The organism is Cellulomonas sp. P5_E12 (genome assembly GCF_054049315.1).
The window spans coordinates 217,182-236,028 of the sequence record NZ_JBFUMP010000003.1 but is presented as its reverse complement, the minus strand read 5'-3'; the positions used below and the strand labels follow the sequence as shown (position 1 = coordinate 236,028).

The 18,847-nt window shown below is 70.7% G+C and carries 13 protein-coding genes; 9 read left to right on the top strand and 4 right to left on the bottom strand.

Translation table 11 applies throughout. The annotated features are described in order from the left end of the window. Nucleotides 1-7 precede the first annotated feature (7 nt). The 4 genes from ACXJKA_RS03950 to ilvD all read left to right on the top strand — a co-directional run bounded on the left by ACXJKA_RS03950 (nucleotide 8) and on the right by ilvD (nucleotide 6,956). Nucleotides 8-2,455, top strand: coding sequence for a beta-xylosidase/alpha-l-arabinosidase (locus ACXJKA_RS03950; RefSeq protein WP_456823870.1), 2,448 nt, complete (start codon nucleotides 8-10; stop codon nucleotides 2,453-2,455). Next, nucleotides 2,452-4,002 (top strand): family 43 glycosylhydrolase, encoded by a 1,551-nt coding sequence (locus ACXJKA_RS03945; protein ID WP_456823869.1) that lies wholly within the window; start codon nucleotides 2,452-2,454, stop codon nucleotides 4,000-4,002. Before ACXJKA_RS03950 ends, ACXJKA_RS03945 begins: the two co-directional genes overlap by 4 nt. Before the next feature lie 145 nt (nucleotides 4,003-4,147). After that, a complete protein-coding gene (locus ACXJKA_RS03940) occupies nucleotides 4,148-5,146 on the top strand; it encodes a LacI family DNA-binding transcriptional regulator (RefSeq protein ID WP_456823868.1) in 999 nt (332 codons plus the stop codon). A gap of 79 nt (nucleotides 5,147-5,225) precedes the next feature. Further along, nucleotides 5,226-6,956: a dihydroxy-acid dehydratase gene (gene ilvD, locus ACXJKA_RS03935; protein ID WP_456823867.1), complete on the top strand. Its 1,731-nt coding sequence runs from the start codon at nucleotides 5,226-5,228 to the stop codon at nucleotides 6,954-6,956. 55 nt (nucleotides 6,957-7,011) lie between these two features. Here the strand turns inward: ilvD and ACXJKA_RS03930 are convergent, their stop codons facing one another. The 4 genes from ACXJKA_RS03930 to ACXJKA_RS03915 all read right to left on the bottom strand — a co-directional run bounded on the left by ACXJKA_RS03930 (nucleotide 7,012) and on the right by ACXJKA_RS03915 (nucleotide 12,356). Next, entirely contained in the window at nucleotides 7,012-7,920 is a 909-nt protein-coding gene (locus ACXJKA_RS03930; RefSeq protein ID WP_456823866.1) for a carbohydrate ABC transporter permease, read from the bottom strand. Next, nucleotides 7,920-8,855: a carbohydrate ABC transporter permease gene (locus tag ACXJKA_RS03925; protein ID WP_456823865.1), complete on the bottom strand. Its 936-nt coding sequence runs from the start codon at nucleotides 8,853-8,855 to the stop codon at nucleotides 7,920-7,922. The genes ACXJKA_RS03930 and ACXJKA_RS03925 overlap by 1 nt, the downstream gene beginning before the upstream one ends. A gap of 2 nt (nucleotides 8,856-8,857) precedes the next feature. Beyond that, nucleotides 8,858-10,117 carry an ABC transporter substrate-binding protein gene (locus ACXJKA_RS03920; RefSeq protein ID WP_456823864.1) on the bottom strand — a complete coding sequence of 420 codons (1,260 nt, stop codon included), beginning with the start codon at nucleotides 10,115-10,117 and terminating at the stop codon, nucleotides 8,858-8,860. Between the two features lie 61 nt (nucleotides 10,118-10,178). Continuing rightward, a complete protein-coding gene (locus ACXJKA_RS03915) occupies nucleotides 10,179-12,356 on the bottom strand; it encodes an alpha-galactosidase (protein ID WP_456823863.1) in 2,178 nt (725 codons plus the stop codon). A gap of 112 nt (nucleotides 12,357-12,468) precedes the next feature. Here ACXJKA_RS03915 and ACXJKA_RS03910 point away from each other — a divergent pair, with 112 nt between their 5' ends. The 5 genes from ACXJKA_RS03910 to ACXJKA_RS03890 all read left to right on the top strand — a co-directional run bounded on the left by ACXJKA_RS03910 (nucleotide 12,469) and on the right by ACXJKA_RS03890 (nucleotide 18,845). After that, a complete protein-coding gene (locus tag ACXJKA_RS03910) occupies nucleotides 12,469-13,626 on the top strand; it encodes an ROK family protein (RefSeq protein ID WP_456823862.1) in 1,158 nt (385 codons plus the stop codon). Further along, entirely contained in the window at nucleotides 13,623-15,320 is a 1,698-nt protein-coding gene (locus ACXJKA_RS03905; protein WP_456823861.1) for a glycoside hydrolase family 13 protein, read from the top strand. Before ACXJKA_RS03910 ends, ACXJKA_RS03905 begins: the two co-directional genes overlap by 4 nt. 82 nt (nucleotides 15,321-15,402) lie before the next feature. Then, complete coding sequence (locus ACXJKA_RS03900) at nucleotides 15,403-16,161, top strand: DUF2306 domain-containing protein (protein ID WP_456823860.1); 759 nt, start codon at nucleotides 15,403-15,405, stop codon at nucleotides 16,159-16,161. An 8-nt stretch (nucleotides 16,162-16,169) separates the two neighbouring features. Further along, nucleotides 16,170-16,751: a pyridoxamine 5'-phosphate oxidase family protein gene (locus ACXJKA_RS03895; RefSeq protein ID WP_456823859.1), complete on the top strand. Its 582-nt coding sequence runs from the start codon at nucleotides 16,170-16,172 to the stop codon at nucleotides 16,749-16,751. Nucleotides 16,752-16,997: 246 nt separating this feature from the next. Next, nucleotides 16,998-18,845 carry an acetolactate synthase large subunit gene (locus ACXJKA_RS03890; RefSeq protein ID WP_456823858.1) on the top strand — a complete coding sequence of 616 codons (1,848 nt, stop codon included), beginning with the start codon at nucleotides 16,998-17,000 and terminating at the stop codon, nucleotides 18,843-18,845. The last annotated feature ends 2 nt before the right edge of the window (nucleotides 18,846-18,847 follow it).

Below are 18,847 nucleotides of genomic sequence, written 5' to 3'. Positions count from 1 at the left end.
CCACGTCATGACGAAGGAGAAGGACCCCGTGGCCGACGCCGTACCCGCCATCCCTCACGTGTCCGAGCGCGTGCGCGCCCTGCACGCGCAGATGACTCTCGAGGAGAAGCTGGCCCAGCTCGTGGGCTACTGGCTCGACCAGAACGGCACGGTCGCGCCCATGCAGTCCGAGATGGCGGCGGGCCAGAAGGCCTCCAGCGCCCTCGGGGACGTGACGCGCGACGGCATCGGCCACTACACGAGGGTGTACGGCACCCGCCCGGTGGACCCGGCCGAGCGCGCAGCCTGGCTGTGGGCCGAGCAGCGCCGCCTCAAGCGCGAGACGCGTCTGGGCATCCCCGCGCTGGTCCACGAGGAGTGCCTCACTGGCCTGGCCGCGTGGCGGGCCGCGACCTATCCGACCCCGCTGGCCTGGGGTGCGTCGTTCGACCCGGAGCTCGTGCACGAGGCCGCGCGCGAGATCGGCGCCTCGATGCGGGAGCTGGGCATCCACCAGGGCCTCGCGCCGGTGCTCGACGTGGTGCGCGACCCGCGGTGGGGGCGCGTCGACGAGTGCATCGGCGAGGACCCGTACCTCGTCGGCACCATCGGCACCGCGTACGTGCAGGGCCTCCAGGAGGCCGGCGTGCACGCCACGCTCAAGCACTTCGTCGGCTACTCGGGCTCGAGGTCCGGCCGCAACCACGCTCCGGTCAGCGCGGGTCCGCGCGAGATCGCCGACACGTACCTGCCGCCGTTCGAGATGGCCGTCCTCGACGGCGGTGCCCGCTCGGTGATGAACGCCTACGTCGACGTCGACGGCGTGCCCCTGGCGTCGAGCACGCAGTACCTGACCGAGGTGCTGCGGGAGCGGTGGGGCTTCGACGGTGTAGTCGTGGCCGACTACTTCGCCGTGGCGTTCCTGCAGGTCATGCACGCCATCGCCGGCGACCGCGGCGAGGCGGCCGCCCTCGCGCTCGAGGCCGGCATCGACATCGAGCTGCCCACCGGCGACGCCTACCTCCAGCCGCTGGCTGACCGGGTCCGCGCCGGCGCCTTCGACGAGGCGTTCGTCGACCGTGCCGTCCTGCGCGCCCTCGCCCAGAAGGAGGAGCTCGGTCTGCTCGACCCCGACGCCTTCGAGGACGAGCCGCCGACGGACGTCGACCTCAACTCGGCCCGGCACCAGGAGCTGGCCCGGCGCCTCGCCGAGGAGTCGGTCGTCCTGCTGTCGAACGACGACCGCGTGCTCCCGCTCAACGGGTGGGCCTCCCCGCCGGCGCGTGTCGCCGTCGTCGGCCCGAACGCGCACCGCGCGGAAGCCCTCATGGGTTGCTACTCGTTCGCCAACCACGTGCTCGCGCACCACCCCGAGCTCCCGATGGGCTTCGAGATCCCCACGGTCCTCGAGGGGTTCGACACCGCGTTCGACCGCGCCGGCCTGGCGCGCCCCGAGCTCGTGTTCGCGGAGGGCTGCACAGTCGAGGGCGACGACACCTCCGGGTTCGCCGACGCCGTCGCCGCCGCCCAGGGTGCTGACGTCGCGGTCGTCGTCGTCGGCGACCAGGCGGGCCTGTTCGGCCGAGGGACCGTGGGCGAGGGCAACGACTCGGAGTCGCTCGACCTGCCGGGCGTCCAGCGGCAGCTCGTCGAGGCACTCGTCGCGACGGGAACGCCGATCGTCATGGTGCTGCTGACCGGTCGGCCGTACGCCGTCGGTTGGGCGCTCGACGGCGTCGGCGCACGCCCGCGCGCCGTGCTCCAGGCGTTCTTCCCCGGTGAGGGCGGCGGGCTCGCCATCGCCGAGGTCCTCACGGGGGCGGTCAACCCGTCCGGTCGGCTCCCGGTGTCGATGCCGCGCTCGACCGGCGCGCAGCCGTACTCCTACCTGCAGCCGATCCTCGGTGGGCCGTCCGACGTCACCTCGACCGACTCCACGCCGCTGCGCCCGTTCGGGTTCGGCCTGTCGTACACGGACTTCGCCTACTCCGACCTGGCCGTCGACGCGTCCGTCGCGTCGAGCGGCACGTTCACGGCCGCGGTGACCGTGACCAACACGGGCTCCGTCGCGGGCTCCGACGCGGTCCAGCTCTACGGCCACGACGTGCAGGGCACGATCACCCGGCCGGTCGCGGCCCTGCTGGGCTACGCCCGTGTCGAGCTCGAGCCCGGCGCGTCCAGCCGGGTGACGTTCTCCGTGCCCACCACCCGGTTCGCCTTCTCCGACCGGCGCATGGTCCGCGTGGTCGAGCCGGGCGACGTCGAGGTATGGGTGGGCTCGCACGCGGCGTCGTCGCTCGCGGGGACGAACGTCAAGGAGTCCACCGGCGGGGTGATCTCCAACGGCAGGGCCACCGAGACGCACGAGATCCCTGGAACTGCGACGGCCCGCGCCGTGGTGGCGATCACCGGCGACGTCCACGAGGTCACGACCGCCGACTCGCGGACGGTGGAAGTCAAGATCGTCGGCGCATGACGCTCGTCGGCAACCCCCTGCTGCCGGGGTGCTACCCGGACCCGACGATCTGCCGGGTGGGGGAGGACTTCTACCTCGTCACCTCGACCTTCGAGTACTTCCCCGGGCTGCCGGTCTTCCGCAGCACCGACCTGGCGAGCTGGAAGCAGATCGGCCACGTGGTCGACCGGGCCGGCCAGCTCGACTACGACGGGATCGCCTCGTCGGGCGGCCTGTACGCGCCCACGCTCCGGTACCGCGACGGCACGTTCTGGCTCGTGTGCACCCTCGTCGACCAGCGGGACGCGACGCGGGGCGGCAACTTCGTGATGACGGCCTCCGACCCGGCCGGGCCATGGTCCGACCCGGTGTGGCTCGATGCCGACGGCATCGACCCGTCGATCTTCTTCGACGACGACGGTCGGGTCTGGGTGCACGGCGCCCGGCTTGCACGCGCGCCCGAGTGGCACGACCAGACCGAGATATGGGTGCGGGAGCTCGACCCGGAGACCATGGCGCTCGTCGGGCCGGAGCACATCATCTGGAACGGGGCGCTGCGGAACGTCGTCTGGGCCGAGGGTCCGCACCTGTACAAGGTCGACGGCACGTACTACCTCCTCGCCGCGGAGGGTGGCACCGAGTTCCACCACGCGGTCTCCGTCGCGCGAGCCGACACGGTGACCGGGCCGTACGTGGGCAGCAAGGGCAACCCGGTCCTCACCCACCGGCACCTCGGGATCGGGTCGGACGTCGTCGGCGTCGGGCACGCCGACCTCGTCCAGGCGGCGGACGGGAGCTGGTGGGCCGTCCTGCTGGGCATGCGGCCGTACGGTGGCTACCACTACAACCTCGGCCGTGAGACGTTCCTGGTGCCCGTCGTCTGGGAGGACGGGTGGCCGGTCTTCGCCCCCGGTGCCGGGCAGGTCATGCCCGAGGTCGAGGTGCCGTTCGCCGGGCACCCCGCCCCCGGTGTCGCCCAGGGTCACGCGTCCGGGACGGTTCGACCCGACGACCGGCGGTGGACCTCGGTGCGCGGGYCGGCGGCCGAGTTCGCGTCGGCGCGGGGTGACGGATGGGACCTGAGGATGCTGCCGAGCACCCTGTCCGATCCGGTCACGCCCGCCTTCCTCGGAGTCCGGCAGCAGCATGCCGACGTCGACGTGCGGGCGGTCGTCCGTGCCTCGGTCGGCTCGGGGGAGGAGGTCGGCCTCGCGGTGCGGCAGTCGGAGAGCAACCACGTGCGGCTGTTCTTCACCGGGCTCGAGCGCCGGGTGGTTGCCGTGCACCGACGGGGTGGCGTCGAGTCGACCCTCGGAGAGCTGTCGCTCCCGGCGGGCGGCGGGCCCGTCACGCTGACCGTGCGCGCCAGAGGGCAGGACTACTCCTTGCTGGCTGGAGCAGAGGGCGCCGAGCCGGTGACCGTCGCGGTGGTCGACGGGCGAGCGCTCGACTCCGTCGCGACCGGCGGGTTCCTCGGGTTGTGGATCGGCGCGTACGCCACCAGCAACGGGCGGCCGACGGCGACGGTCGCGCACGTGGAGCGGTTCGAGTACCTGCCCTCGAGATGACGGCAGCTCCGGCGCGGCGCGCAGTCGCCTGGTCGCCGTGGTCCAGGTGGGTCGATAGCATCGCCTCGTCCCCATGATCCAGGGGCCAGGGAATCTGCAATATCAAACGTTATCGATAACGATTTAGTTGCAGTACGCTCCACACATGGGTCAACGGGTGACGATCACGGATGTCGCGCGGCGAGCGGGAGTCTCGACCGCGACGGTCTCGAAGGTGATCAACGAGCGCTACGGCGTCGCCAGCCGGACGACCTCGCACGTGCAGGCCGTGATCGAGGAGCTCGGGTACGAGTCGAGCCTCGTGGCCCGGAGCCTGCGGTCCCACAAGACCAACGTGATCGGCATCCTCGTCGCCGAGTTCGAACCGTTCAGCGCCGAGATCCTCAAGGGTGCCTCGATCGGGCTCGGTGACTCCGGCTACGCGCTCCTCGCCTACACCGGTGGCCAGCTGACCGGCGGGGTCGGCTGGGAGCGGCGCTACCTCTCCCGGCTCAGCGGCACCCTGATCGACGGTGCGGTCCTCGTCACCCCGACCGTCCTGGAGGCCGACGCCGGCATCCCTGTCGTCGCGATCGACCCCCACGCGGGGCCATCGGGGCTGCCGACCGTGGACTCCGACAACTTCACCGGCGCCGTCCACGCCGTCGAGCACCTCCTCGGTCTCGGCCACCGGCGGATCGGTTTCATCGGCGGTCGCTCCGACCTCGAGTCCTCACGGCTGCGCGAGGCCGGCTACTGCAAGGCCCTCGCCGACGCCGGGATCGCGGTCGATCCCGGCCTCATGCGGGCGGGCGACTACCGCAAGGACTCGACCCACGAGCCCGCCCGCGAGCTGCTGACGCTGCCGGAGCGACCGACCGCCGTCTTCGCCGCCAACGACCTGTCCGCGATCGGCACGCTCGAGATCGCGCAGGAGCTGGGGCTGGACGTCCCGGGCGAGCTGTCGATCATCGGGTTCGACGACATCCCCGAGTCGACCCTGACCACCCCGGCACTCAGTACGGTCCACCAGCCGATCCAGCAGATGGGTGCGGCGGCCATCGCGTTGCTCATCACGCTCATGGCCGGGGAGCCGGTCGACAAGACCCACATCCAGCTCGTGACGTCTCTCGTCGAGCGAGGATCGACCGCGCCGCCTCGTTGACCCGACGTCCGGCGGCGGCCGTCGTCCGCAGGCTGACCCTCCCGTCGCCGCGCCGGAGCGCAGTCATACACTCGCGAGCATGACCGTGACGTCGGACAACGCCCCCACCTCTGCTGCACCTTCCGTCGACATCAAGCCCCGCTCGCGCACCGTCACCGACGGTCTGGAGGCCACGGCCTCGCGCGGCATGCTCCGCGCGGTAGGCCTCGGTGACGACGACTTCGCGAAGCCCCAGATCGGCGTCGCCAGCTCCTGGAACGAGATCACGCCCTGCAACCTGTCGCTCCAGCGGCTGGCCCAGGCGGCCAAGGCGGGCGTGCACGCCGCGGGCGGGTACCCGCTGGAGTTCGGCACGATCTCGGTGTCCGACGGCATCTCGATGGGCCACGAGGGCATGCACTTCTCGCTGGTGAGCCGCGACATCATCGCGGACTCGGTGGAGACCGTCATGCAGGCCGAGCGCCTCGACGGGTCCGTGCTGCTGGCCGGCTGCGACAAGTCCCTGCCGGGCATGCTCATGGCGGCGGCCCGCCTCGACCTGGCGAGCGTCTTCCTCTACGCCGGCTCGATCGCGCCGGGCTGGGTCAAGCTCGAGGACGGCACCGAGAAGGACGTGACCATCATCGACGCGTTCGAGGCGGTCGGCGCCTGCGCGCGCGGGCTCATGAGCCGCGAGGACGTCGACCGCATCGAGCGCGCGATCTGTCCCGGGGAGGGCGCCTGCGGCGGCATGTACACCGCCAACACGATGGCGTCGGTGGCCGAGGCGATCGGCATGTCGATCCCCGGCTCCGCCGCCCCGCCGTCGGCCGACCGCCGCCGCGACGCCTACGCGCACAAGTCCGGCGAGGCCGTCGTGGAGCTGCTGCGCAAGGGCATCACCGCGCGCCAGATCATGACCAAGGAGGCGTTCGAGAACGCGATCGCCGTCGTCATGGCGTTCGGCGGCTCCACCAACGCGGTCCTGCACCTGCTGGCGATCGCCCACGAGGCGGAGGTCGACCTCACGCTCGCCGACTTCTCGCGCGTCGCCGCCAAGGTGCCCCACCTGGGCGACCTCAAGCCGTTCGGCCGCTACGTCATGAACGACATCGACCGCATCGGCGGCGTGCCCGTCGTCATGAAGGCGCTGCTCGACGCGGGCCTGCTGCACGGCGACTGCCTCACGGTCACCGGTAAGACGGTCGCGGAGAACCTGGCCGACGTGAACCCGCCGGACCCCGACGGCAAGATCCTGCGGGCGATGAACAACCCGATCCACAAGACCGGCGGCATCACGATCCTGCACGGCTCGCTGGCGCCCGACGGCGCCGTGGTCAAGTCGGCCGGCTTCGACTCCGACGTGTTCGAGGGCACGGCCCGCGTGTTCGAGCGCGAGCGCCACGCGATGGACGCGCTGGAGGACGGCACGATCGTGGCCGGCGACGTCGTGGTCATCCGCTACGAGGGCCCCARGGGCGGACCGGGCATGCGCGAGATGCTCGCCATCACCGGCGCCATCAAGGGCGCCGGCCTGGGCAAGGACGTGCTGCTGCTCACGGACGGCCGGTTCTCGGGCGGCACCACGGGCCTGTGCGTCGGCCACGTTGCACCCGAGGCGGTCGACGGCGGCCCGATCGCGTTCATCAAGGACGGCGACCGGATCCGGCTCGACGTGGCCAACGAGACGCTCGACGTGCTGGTCTCGGAGGAGGAGCTCGAGGCCCGCAAGGTCGGCTGGGCGCCCCTGCCCCCCACCTACACGCGCGGAGTGCTGGCCAAGTACGCGAAGCTCGTGCAGTCGGCGTCGAAGGGCGCCGTGCTGATCTGACCGGTACGAACGACGGGCCCGCGCCTTGAGGGAGCGGGCCCGTCGGTCGTCGCGGCTACTTGATCGACCCCCGCGTGACCCCGGAGATGACCCAGCGCTGGCTGAAGACGTAGACGACCAGCAGGGGCGCCATGGCCATGAGGTAGGACGCGAACGCCACCGTGTAGTCGGTGTTGAACTGGCCCTGGAAGACGTACTGCGCGAGGGGCAGGGTCCGCGCCCCGGGATCGGTGAGCACGACGAGCGGCATGATGAAGTCGTTCCATGCCCATACGCAGGTGAGGATGCCGACCGTCGCGTTCATCGGGGTCAGCAGCGGGAAGATGATCTGCCGGAACACCCGCCAGGTCGATGCGCCGTCGACCCGTGCCGCCTCTTCGAGCTCGATCGGGATCGAGCGGATGTAGGCGGTGTAGATGAAGATGTTCAGCGACAGCCCGTAGATCGTGTAGAGCAGGATCATGCCGGCCTGGTTGTCGAGGCCCAGGAGCGCGGTCTGCTTTACCAGCGGCAGCATGATGATCGGGAACGGGATGAACAGGGCCGCGAGCAGGTAGAAGAACACGCCCTTGAAGAACGGTCGGTGGATGTTCCGTGCGATGGCGTAGGCGACGACCGAGCTGGTCAGCAGCGTGAGGACGACGGACCCGACGGTGATCATCGCCGTGTTCATGAGCGCCTGCGGGAAGTCGGTCCGCGTCCAGGCCTCGCTGAAGTTCTCCCAGCGGATCGGGTTCGGCAGCTCGAGACCGGTGCCGGCGGCGAGCTGGTCGGGTGTCTTGAGCGCGACGACGACGGCGAGGTAGAGCGGGACGAGGATCGTCAGCGAGCACACCGCGATCAGTGCGGTCACCCACCAGTTGATCTTGCGGGTGTCGTCGTCGGCGACTGCCTTGGTGCGTCGACGTCGGGGTTCGGGAAGGACGGCCTCGGCCTGGCCGAGGGCGGTTCCTGCGGTGGTCATCAGAAGTCCGCCTCTCTGCGCTGAAGAACCTTGAACTGGAAGAGCGAGACCACGGTGATGACGATGAAGAAGATCACCGCGTTCGCGGACTGGTAGGCGAACTCCCCGCCGGAGAACCCGCCGCGGAAGATGAGCAGGGTGACCGACTCGGTCGCGGTGCCCGGCCCGCCGTTGGTCAGGGCGACGATCTGGTCGAAGACCTGCAGGAAGCCCTTGAGGCTCAGCACGATGTTGATGGTGAAGAACGCGCTGATCAGCGGGAAGGTGATCGACTTGAACTGCCGCCACGCCTTGGCGCCGTCCAGGGACGCGGCCTCGTAGAGCTCGCGCGGGATCGTCTGCAGGCCGGACAGGTAGATGATGATCGTGAAGGCGCAGGCCTGCCAGACGGCCAGGGCGACGATCGCGGTCCATGCCCAGGTCTCGTTGGTGAGGATGTTGTCGGCGAAGAGCGGGATGCTCGCCAGGATCTTGGGCAGCGAGCTCGAGAAGAAGAACTGGAAGACGTAGCCGATGACCAGGGCCGCCAAGACGTACGGCACGAAGTACACGCCGCGCCAGAAGTTGCGCGCCATGATCTTGGTGTTGAGGCCCATCGCGATGGCCAGCGAGATCGCGTTGGTCAGCACGGTCGCCGCGATGGCGAACAGGAACGAGAACCCGTAGGCGGCCAGGACGCGGTCGTCCTTGAACAGGTTGACGTAGTTGGACAGGCCGACGAAGTTCCAGGCGCCGTAGCCGGCGTAGTTCGTCAGGCTGTAGAAGACGCCCACCAGCACGGGGATGGTGTGGAACAGGGCGAAGGCGATGACCGCGGGCCAGACCATCCAGTAGAAGGTGGACTGTGCCCGGCCGATCTTGACGCGCCGCACGGTGGGTGCGCTCGAACGGTCGGCTCCGGGTTCCGCGGGCAGGACTTGCGTGGAGGACGTCATCGTCATTCTCCCGTCACGGGGATGGTGCGAGCGGCGACCTTGCTCCACTCGCTGTCGAGGGTGGCGAGCGCGGCGTCCGCGTCGCCGCTGAACAGGAACTGCTGGTCGATGGCGGCGAGCGGGATGCTCGGCGGGATCTGGTGGTCGATGAAGCCGGCGATGCGGCCCTCGTCGAAGTACGGCTTGACCGACTGGATTGCGGGTTCGTCGCTGAGCTCGGCGCCCTTGACCGACGGGACCATGTTCTGCGAGGCGGCGAACGCCTCGATGACGTCCTTCTGGAACAGGTAGTCGATGAACCGCAGCGCCTCCTTGGGGTGCTTCGAGTCCTTCGGCATGGTGACCGCGACGTCGACGCCGGAGACGAGCATGCGGTCGGCGGGGTCGTCTGCGGCCGGGTACGGGAAGATGCCGGTCTGGATGTCGGGGTTGATGCCCTTGATCGGGCTCAGCGCCCAGATGCCCTGCAGGAGCATCGCGACGTCGCCGTTGGCGAACGCGGCGTTGCCGTCGTCGTAGGTCGCCCCTCGGTAGCCGTCCTGCATGTAGCCGAACAGCTGGGCCTGCTGGTCCATCGCCTCGGCGAAGTTCTTCTGGAACGAGACCTCGGAGTCGGGTCCGGTGTCCTCGCCCTGCTCGCGCATCGTGTCGAAGAAGCCGTCCTGCGCGGGGTATGCCCCGAGTCCGTTGAACGAGGGCAACCCGGTCCACGAGTCGGCGAGGGTGCCGTAGAACGGGGTGATGCCCGCGGCGTTGAGCTTGTCGCACACGGCGATGAGCTCGTCCCATGTCTCGGGGACCTCGAGGCCCTGCTGGGCGAAGATCTCCTGGTTGTAGAGGATCCCGTTGGCGTTGTTGACGTAGCCGAGGCCGTTGACCTCGTCGCCGTACGTGCCGAGGTCCTTGAGGATCTCCTGCACCGCAGGGTTGATGGTGTCGAGCACGGGCTCGTCGGAGAAGTCGTAGAAGACCCCGGCCTGCGCGAGGCGGCCGAAGTTGCCGCTGGCGTTGAGGGTGATGACGTCCGGTGCCTTGTTCTTGACGAGGAGTGTCCGGATGACCGTGTCGGCATCTGCGACCTGGTTCTGCACGACGCGGATGTCGGGGTTCTCCGCCTCGAAGTCGGCGATGATCTTGTCGAAGTCTTCGAGTGCCTCGCCCTTGAACTGGAAGAAGTTCAGGGTGGTCACGCCGTCGGACGGTTCGTTCGCGCAGCCGCCGACGGCGGCGAGCAGGGCGACCGCTGCGGCCGCTGCCGTCATGCGAACGCGTCGTGGGTCTCGGTGTCTCATCGTGCGCCTCCTTGCGCCGGGATCTGGCTGCTCAGTCCTGAGCGACCAGCTCGATGACGGTGGATCTCTGGGGGTACTGGACCGGGGGTCGCAGGCCGACGGCGTCGAGCTCACGACCCGTCAGCGTGGTGTCGAAGGCCAGCCACTGGAGCTCCGACTGGGCGGCGGCGTTCGTCGCGCCCCCGACGAGCCGGAGCTGGTAGATCCGGCCGGGGTCGAGCCCGGGGATCCGGACCCGTCCCGGCGGGTAGGCGGCGGTCGTGTCGGTCTGCGTGATCGTGAACACGGCCGACGTACCGTCCGGGGCGACGACGCCGCGGACATCGATCCCGGGCTCGCTGTCGTCGACGTTGACGGTCAGGCCCGTGGCGACCAGCGGGCGGATGCGCTTGGCGTACTCCACCCACGCCGCGATCCGGCCTCGGGTGTCGTCGTCGGTCGCGGTCAGGTCCCACTCGATCCCGAAGTGGCCGAACAGCGCGACCGCCGCACTGAAGTCGAGGTCCACGGTCCGGCCGGTGGAGTGCACGACGGGACTGGTCAGGTGCATGCCCATCATCTCGGGGGGCACCACCAGCGCCGTGTACCGCTGGTTCACCAGCCGCTCGAGCGGGTCGAGGGTGTCGCTGGTCCAGATCCGGTCGGTGCGCGCCAGGATCCCGAGGTCGACGCGGGCGCCACCGGAGGCGCAGCTCTCGATCTCCAGCGCGGGGTTGGCCGCCTTGAGCTCGTCGAGCAGCCGGTAGAGGGCCAGGGTGTGCTCGCGGACCCGGGCACCCCCCTCGGGGCCGCTGCCGGCATCGAGCAGGTCGCGGTTGTGGTCCCACTTGAGGTACGCGATCGGGTACTCGTCGAGCAGCGCGTGCAGGCGGGCGGCGACGTAGGCGTAGGCGTCCTCGTGCGCGAGGTTGAGGACCTGCTGCTGGCGCGCGGCCGGCGGCAGCGCCGTCCGCGCCCGCAGGATCCAGTCGGGGTGCCGCCGGGCGACGTCGCTGTCCGGGTTCACCATCTCGGGCTCGACCCACAGCCCGAACTCCATGCCGCGGGCGAGGACGTGATCCACGAGCGGGTGCAGCCCGTCCGGCCACACCGTCTCGTCGACGTACCAGTCGCCGAGACCCGCCGTGTCGTCGCGGCGCCCGTCGAACCACCCGTCGTCGAGGACGAACCGCTCGACGCCGACCGTCGCGGCGGCGTCCGCGAGCGCGGTCAGCCTCTCGAGGGAGTGGTCGAAGTAGACCGCTTCCCACGTGTTGAGGGTGATCGGCCGCGGCCGGCGAGGGTGGGCCGGGCGGCGGCGCCACTCGTCGTGGAAGCGGTGCGCGAGCTCGCTGAGCCCGTCGCCCCACGACCCGACGACCTCCGGCGACGTGAGCGACTCGCCCGGCGCGAGGACGACCTCTCCGGGTGCGAACAGCTCACCGCCGGCGAGGACCGCGTCGCCGGTCGCGGAGCGCTCCGCGAGAAGGCGGTGGTTCCCGCTCCACGCGACGTGGACGGCGTGGACCCGACCGCGTTCGAAGCCGAACCCCGGTCGGCCGGCGGCCAGCACGAGGGTGGCGTCCGCACCCGGCCGGCCGCGACGGCTCTCGCGCAGGTACGTGCCGTACCCGAACGGGTGCCGCTGCGGCGTGCGTTCCCGCAGGTGTCGACCGGTGGTGTCGAGGATCTCGGTGGCGTCCCACGGCACCGGGAACGCGAGGTGCATGACCTGGACGACGTAGGGGGAGTCCCCGTCGTTGCGCAGCGTGATCCGCTGGTGGAACAGCCCGGCGGTGCCCACGCGCAGCTCCAGCTCCGCGCTCAGCCGGGCTTGGGAGTCCACGAGCGACAGCCGCGCCCCGTGGTCGTCGGCCTCGATGCCGACGAGCTCCATGCGGACGCTGAACGAGACTCCGTCGCGGTGCCCCTCGAGGCCCGGGGTGCCGAGCCATCCGCCGGCCTGCGAGGCGACGAGCGTGGCGCGCGCCGGCTCGTCCAGGCCGCCCGAGACACGCTGGGGGCGCGCCGCGATCGCCAGGCTGTGCAGCGTCTGCTCGCTCGAGTCGGTGAGCTCCTCGCCCCAGTGCACGATCGCCGGGTGCGGCTCGGCGTCGACATCGATCACGACGCTGGTGCCACCGCGACGCAGGTGCAGAACCCGTTCCGGGATTCCGGGCAGCGGGGCAGCCGGGCGGTCGGCGGCGGTCACCTCGTCGTGGAAGAGCATGGGTTAGTTCTAACACGGAAGAAACAAGACCCACAAGACGCGCAGAGCGCCGATTCGCACCGCAAGGAAGCCTCGTTCATGCCATGATGGAACCAATGAACGGGTCGAGTGCATGTTGAGCGACAGCGAGGGCGCCCTCGCGCGCGCGGTGCTGATCCACGGGCCGATCTCGCGCAGTGAGCTGACCAGCCGGCTCGGGCTGTCACCGCCGAGCCTGACGCGCCTCGCGAAGCCCTTCCTCGACCGGGGTCTGCTGGTCGAGCTCGACGACCGGTCCGACGGCTCGGTCGGTCGCCCTGTTCGCCCGCTCGACGTCCGGCCGGGCCTGGCCCACTTCGCCGGCGTCAAGGTGACGGGGGAGTCCCTGCACGTCGTCGCGACCGACGTGCGAGCGGCGCTCCTCGCCTACGAGGAGCGCCCTCTCAGCACCCGCGACCCGGAGGGCGTCGCGGCCGAGATCGCCCGCGCAGTCCGTGGGCTCGGCGTCGACCGCATCGCGGGGGTGGGGGTGTCGCTCGGCGGCGCTGTGCGGGACGGCCGGGTGGAGTTCGCCCCGTTCCTCGGCTGGACAGATGTGCCGTTCGCCTCGCTCGTCGAGGCAGAGCTGGGGGTCCCCGCGTCGCTCGAGAACGACCTCGTCGCGCTCGCCGAGGCGGAGCTCTGGTTCGGGCTGGGTCGCGACATCCCAGGTTTTGTCGTCATCACGATCGGTGCCGGCGTCGGGTACGCGCTCGTGGTGAACGGACAGGTCGTGCACTCGCGTGAGGCGGGAGTCGGCCTCGGAGGGCACATCCCGCTCAGCACGACCGGCCCGGTGTGCCACCTGGGCCACCGCGGGTGCGCGGAGGCGATGCTGGCCTCGGGGTCCATCGCGGCTCAGGTGTCGGCGGCGCACCAGAGGCCCCTCGACTACGCCGAGGTCCTGCGGCTCGCGCGCGATGGCGACCCCGCGGCGACGACCGTGGTCGACGAGGCTGCGACGGCCCTCGGGCGCCTCGTCGCCCTGTCGGTCAACCTCACGCTGCAGCCCGCGGCCGTGCTCGCCGGCGAGGGCATCGGGCTCCTCACCGTCGCCGAGGAGCGAGTGCGCGCGGCGATCGCCGCCGACCGCGACCCGCGCGCCGAACCCGTCCGGCTCTACGTCGACGAGTCCGGCTTCTCGGCGTGGGCCCGAGGGGCCGCGACGATCGCGATCCAGGACGCCGTCGAGCGCATCCGGCTCGACCAGCCCGAGCAGGACCTGCTGCCGGCGAGAGGAGCCATCGCATGACCTTCACCCCCGAGAATGCCCCGTGGTGGACCCGGGCCGTGGTGTACCAGGTGTACCCGCGCTCGTTCGCGGACTCCGACGGCGACGGCATCGGCGACCTCCCCGGCATCCTCGGGCGGCTCGACCACCTGTCCGCCCTCGGTGTCGACGTCGTGTGGCTGTCGCCCATCTACGCGTCCCCGCAGGACGACAACGGGTACGACATCAGCGACTACCAGGCGGTCGACCCCGTGTTCGGCACGCTCGAGGACCTCGACGCGCTGGTCCACGAGCTGCACGCCCGCGGCATGAAGCTGGTCATGGACCTCGTCGTCAACCACACGTCCGACGAGCACCGGTGGTTCGTCGAGTCGCGCGACCCGGCCAGCCCGAAGCGCGACTGGTACTGGTGGCGACCGCCCCGCGACGGCATGGCCGCCGGGGCGCCGGGCGCGGAGCCGACCAACTGGCGGTCCTTCTTCGAGGGGTCGGCCTGGCAGCTGGACGAGGCGAGCGGCGAGTACTTCCTGCACCTGTTCAGCCGCAAGCAGCCGGACCTGAACTGGGAGAACCAGGAGGTCCGGGACGCCGTCTACGAGATGATGCGCTGGTGGCTGGACCGGGGGGTCGACGGCTTCCGGATGGACGTCATCAACCTCATCTCCAAGGACACGACGCTGCCCGACGGGGTGGTCTCCGACGGCCTGCTCGCCGACGGATCGGCGTCGTACGTGTGCGGCCCGCGCATCCACGAGTTCCTGGCGGAGATGCACAAGGCGGTCTTCGCCGACCGGCCCGAGAAGCTGCTCACCGTGGGGGAGATGCCCGGCGTCACGGTCGACCAGGCGCGCGACTTCACCGACCCGCAGCGGGAGGAGGTCGACATGGTCTTCCAGTTCGAGCACGTCGGCCTCGACCACGGCCCGGGCGGCAAGTTCGACGTCCGCCCGCTGCGCCTGCTCGACCTCAAGGCCTCGTTCGGGCGTTGGCAGGCGGGGCTGGCCGACGTCGGCTGGAACAGCCTCTACTGGGACAACCACGACCAGCCCCGGGTGGTCTCCCGCTTCGGCGACGACGGCGCTTTCCGACGAGAGTCCGCGACGATGCTCGCCACGGTCCTGCACCTGCACCGCGGGACGCCGTACGTCTACCAGGGCGAGGAGCTGGGGATGACGAACGCGCACTTCACGCGGTTCGACCAGTACCGGGACATCGAGACGCTCAACCACGTGGCCGTCGCGAAGACGGTCGGCACCGGCAGCGACGAGGACCTGCTCGCCGGCATCGCCGCGATGGGCCGAGACAACGCGCGCACGCCGATGCAGTGGGACGGCTCGCCGCACGCGGGGTTCACCACCGGCACGCCGTGGATCGAGGTCAACGAGAATTACCCGTCGCTCAACGCCGCCGCCGAGCGCGCGGATCCCGAGTCGGTCTTCCACTACTACCGCGCGCTCATCGCCCTGCGGCACGACGACCCGGTGGTGTCCCTGGGCGACTTCACCATGCTGCTGCCCCAGCACGAGCACGTGTACGCCTTCACCCGTCGGCTGGGCGACGTGACGCTCACCGTGCTGGGCAACTTCTCGGGGGTCGTGCAGGACGTCCCGCTGGGTGACGACCTGGGCGAGCTCGTGCTCGGCAACTACGCCCACCCCGCGGGCCCGCACCTGCGCCCGTGGGAGGCGCGGGTCCACCGGGCGGTCACCGCCTGATCCCGAGGTGGGGTCAACCCCCTGGTGAGCCGGGGGGCTGACGGTACAGACCGGGCCATGCACCGCTCCCTAGCGTCGAGTCATGACCCTGGCCCCGGCGCGACCCCGTCCTCGGACCCGCACCCGGCACCGCGTCGGCTGGACGTGGATCGCGCTCTCGTCGCTGGCCATCGCGGTCTACGCCGTGACCCCCTACGTCACCGCTCCGCTGCACGAGCTGGCCGGCGACGCCGTCGGGCTCGCTGGAGCGTACGAGGACAAGGCCGCCTGGGTGCACGCCGCGTTCTACGTCCACATCGTCGGTGGCGGCGTCGCGCTCCTGCTCGGCCCGTTGCAGTTCTGGCGGTCGCTGCGTGAGCGCGTGCCCTCCGTGCACCGGGCCATCGGCCGGACGTACCTCGTCGCGGTGCTGGTCGGCGGGGTCGCCGCGCTCGCGCTCGCGCCGGTGAGCTCGGCGGGCATGGTCGGGTTCTTCGGCTTCGGCACGCTCGGCATCCTCTGGATCTGGACCGGGTGGCGCGGGTACCGGGCCATCCGCGCCGGCGAGGTCCGCAGCCACCAGGCGTGGATGATCCGCAACTTCGCCCTGACCTACGCGGCCGTGACGCTCCGGCTCTGGACCGGCATGCTCGTGGCCGTGCAGACCCCGTGGATCGCGACGGCTGCCGACGCCGACGCCGCCTTCACCAACGCGTACACCGCGGTCCCGTTCCTGGCCTGGATCCCCAACCTGGTCGTCGCCGAGCTGCTCCTCCGCCGCCGCGGACTGCCCGCCCTGCGGATCGTGGACGACCGCTCGACGGCTCGTGGCTACGCTCGGGCGGAGGTCGTCGAGAGGTAGGAGCGGGCGTGGGCAAGGTTCACGAACGGATCGACGGTCGGTTGCGCGCATTCGTCGAGGCGCAGCCGATGTTCTTCGTCGCGACGGCACCCAGCGGCCCCGACGGGCACGTCAACCTGTCGCCCAAGGGCATCGCCGGCTCGTTCGTGGTCCTCGACGAGCACACCGTCGCGTACATCGACCTCACCGCGAGCGGCTCGGAGACGATCGCCCACCTGCGGGACAACGGCCGCATCACGCTCATGTTCTGCGCGTTCGAGGGCCCGCCCAACATCGTCCGGCTGTACGGCCGCGGCCGCTTCGTCACGCTCTACGACGAGGGTTTCGACGAGCTCGCGGCGCTGTTCCCCGAGACGCGCGGCGCCCGCGCCGTGATCGTCGTCGACGTGGACCGCGTCTCGGACTCGTGCGGCTACGGCGTCCCGCGGATGGCGCTGGAGGGGGAGCGGGACCTGCTGCCGCAGCACATGGAGCGCAAGGGCATCGAGGGCCAGGCGGACTACCGGCGCCTGAAGAACCGGGTGAGCATCGACGGGCTGCCGGCATTCGACATGGACCCGGTCGTGGGGCCCGACCCGTCCAACAGTTGATCTCGTGAACCACGATGTGAGACGCGCGGGAGGCGGCGTGACACAGCGGAAACGTGGGCGTAGTGTCCAACGCGTGCAGACGACCCTTCTCGTAGTACTTCCTGAGCGCGCCGGCTAGAGGCCTCCCGCACAGGCCTCGTCAGCGCGCTCGCCCCTCGTCCAGCCCGTACGTGGCTCGAGGGGCTTTTCTGTGTTCGGACCGCAGTGAACCGGCAATACCCAGCAGCACGATCCAGGGAGACATCGATGGTCCAGGGCCCTCACCCGGCACCGCCGCGAACGCCCACGCCCACGGCCGCCACCCCGCGCGTCGCCGCCGCGGCGACCACCAGCGCGATCGGCCCCGAGCAGGTCACGGGCGCCAAGTCGATCGTCCGCTCGCTCGAGGAGGCCGGGGTCGAGGTCGTCTTCGGCATCCCGGGCGGCGCGATCCTCCCCACGTACGACCCGCTGATGGACTCCACCCGGGTCCGCCACATCCTCGTGCGGCACGAGCAGGGCGGCGGCCACGCGGCCGCCGGCTACGCCGCCGCGACAGGTCGGGTCGGGGTCTGCATGGCGACCTCCGGGCCGGGCGCGACGAACCTGGTGACCCCGATCGCCGACGCCCACATGGACTCGGTGCCGCTCGTCGCGATCACCGGCCAGGTCTCGGCGTCCATGATCGGCACGGACGCGTTCCAGGAGGCCGACATCGTCGGCATCACGCTGCCCGTGACCAAGCACAACTACCTGGTCACCAACCCGGACGACATCCCGCGCGTCATCGCCGAGGCGTTCCACATCGCCTCGACCGGCCGCCAGGGACCGGTGCTGGTCGACATCGCGAAGTCGGCGATGCAGTCGCAGACGACGTTCTCCTGGCCGCAGGAGCTCACGCTGCCCGGCTACCACCCGGTCACCAAGCCGCACGCCAAGCAGATCCGTGAGGCGGCCCGCCTGCTGGCGACCGCCCGGCGCCCGGTCCTCTACGTGGGTGGCGGCGTCATCCGCGCCCGTGCGTCCGCCGAGCTGCGCGCGCTGACCGAGGCGTCCGGCGCACCGGCCGTCACCACGCTGATGGCTCGCGGCGCGCTGCCCGACTCGCACCCCCAGCACCTCGGCATGCCCGGCATGCACGGCACCGTGTCCGCCGTCGCGGCGCTGCAGAAGGCCGACCTGATCGTCGCCCTCGGCGCCCGGTTCGACGACCGCGTGACCGGCCTGCTGTCCAGCTTCGCGCCGAACGCCACGGTCGTGCACGCGGACATCGACCCGGCCGAGATCGGCAAGAACCGCCACGTCGACGTGCCCATCGTCGGCGACCTCAAGGAGGTCATGGCCGACCTGCTGCCCGAGCTGGCCCGCGAGCACACGCAGCACGGCAAGCCGGACCTCGAGGAGTGGTGGCGACAGCTGGACGACTGGCGCTCGACGTTCCCCCTCGGCTTCGACGTGCCGGCCGACGGTCACCTGGCTCCGCAGCACGTCATCCAGCGGATCGGCGAGCTGTCCGGGCCGGAGTCGATCTTCGCCGCGGGCGTGGGGCAGCACCAGATGTGGGCCGCACAGTTCATCAAGTACCAGCGGCCCAACTCGTGGCTGAACTCCGGCGGTCTGGGCACCATGGGCTACGCGGTGCCGGCGGCGATGGGCGCGAAGGTCGGGGACCCGTCGCGGACCGTGTGGGCCATCGACGGCGACGGCTGCTTCCAGATGACCAACCAGGAGCTGGCCACCTGCACGATCAACGAGATCCCGATCAAGGTCGCGATCATCAACAACTCGTCGCTCGGMATGGTGCGGCAGTGGCAGACGCTCTTCTACGAGTCCCGCTACTCCAACACCGACCTCAACACCGGGCACGGCACCGCGCGGATCCCCGACTTCGTCAAGCTCGCCGACGCCTACGGCTGCGCCGGCCTGCGCTGCGAGACGCTCGGCGACGTCGACGCGACCATCAAGCGGGCCCTCGAGATCAACGACCAGCCGGTGGTCATCGACTTCACCGTGTCGCGCGACGCGATGGTGTGGCCGATGGTCGCCGCGGGAGTCTCCAACGACGACATCCAGTACGCACGGGGCATCTCCCCGGCGTGGGACCGGGAGGACTGAGC